General features: G+C 61.6%; 1 protein-coding gene and 1 tRNA gene. Both read right to left on the bottom strand.

Annotated elements, in window-relative coordinates; genetic code table 11:
- Nucleotides 1-14: 14 nt before the first annotated feature.
- A tRNA-Ala gene (locus NW852_RS09825) sits at nt 15-87 on the bottom strand.
- Nucleotides 78-752 (bottom strand): Uma2 family endonuclease (locus NW852_RS09820; RefSeq protein ID WP_414426688.1); only part of this gene is annotated, 675 nt, incomplete at its 5' end. The genes NW852_RS09820 and NW852_RS09825, both read right to left, overlap by 10 nt.

The raw sequence follows: 752 nt of genomic DNA, 5'->3' as shown, positions 1-752 counted from the left end.
GGGGGTGAGGGCAATGGAGAGTAGGGAACTCGAATCCCTGACCTCTGCGGTGCGATCGCAGCGCTCTACCAACTGAGCTAACTCCCCGTGTCTTTACCAGAATAACCCAAGTCCGCCGCCAAGATCTCCCCCGCCTGCAGCTCCAGCCCTGCAAAAACCTTCGAGGGCACCCGCTCGGATCCCTTCAGCTCCAGCAGGTCGTACCAGCCCTCGTGCAACAGCAGCAGGCTCACCTTCTCCTCCATCGGATCCACAATCCAGTACTCACCAATGCCCAAAACGCAGTATTCCGCCCGTTTGGCCCGGTAGTCCGCCGCCCGGCTCGATTCGCTCACCACCTCCACCACCAACAGCGGCGGCGGATCCTCCAAGCGAATCAGAGCCTCTCGGGATCCCATCTCCTGCCACTGCTGCAGAGGCAGCACCACCACATCCGGGATCCGCACCGTATCCCAGCGGTTGCCCCGCGGCGACTGGATCCCGATAGCCATCGGCTGAGAAGTCCACGGCAGCCCCTGGCGCCGGATCTCAACTCGAAAAGCGGTATTGAGGAAATCCACAATCTGACCGTGCCGTCCGGTTGGAAGGGCCATCGGCACCAACTCCCCCGCCACCAGCTCATAGCGGGTATCGCCGCCATCGGAATACTTGAGGTACTCTGCCAAACTTAGGCGAGCCGCTGTCGGCCCAGGAACGGATCCTATCGTCAAAGCCACAGCCGCCTCCAAAAGCCACTCTGCTGCCATCCTAAC

Source organism: Synechococcus sp. H60.1 (assembly GCF_047462335.1).
Lineage (GTDB): Bacteria > Cyanobacteriota > Cyanobacteriia > Thermostichales > Thermostichaceae > Thermostichus.
The sequence above is the reverse complement of the archived record's forward strand: the minus strand, read 5'-3'. Positions and strand labels throughout refer to the sequence as shown.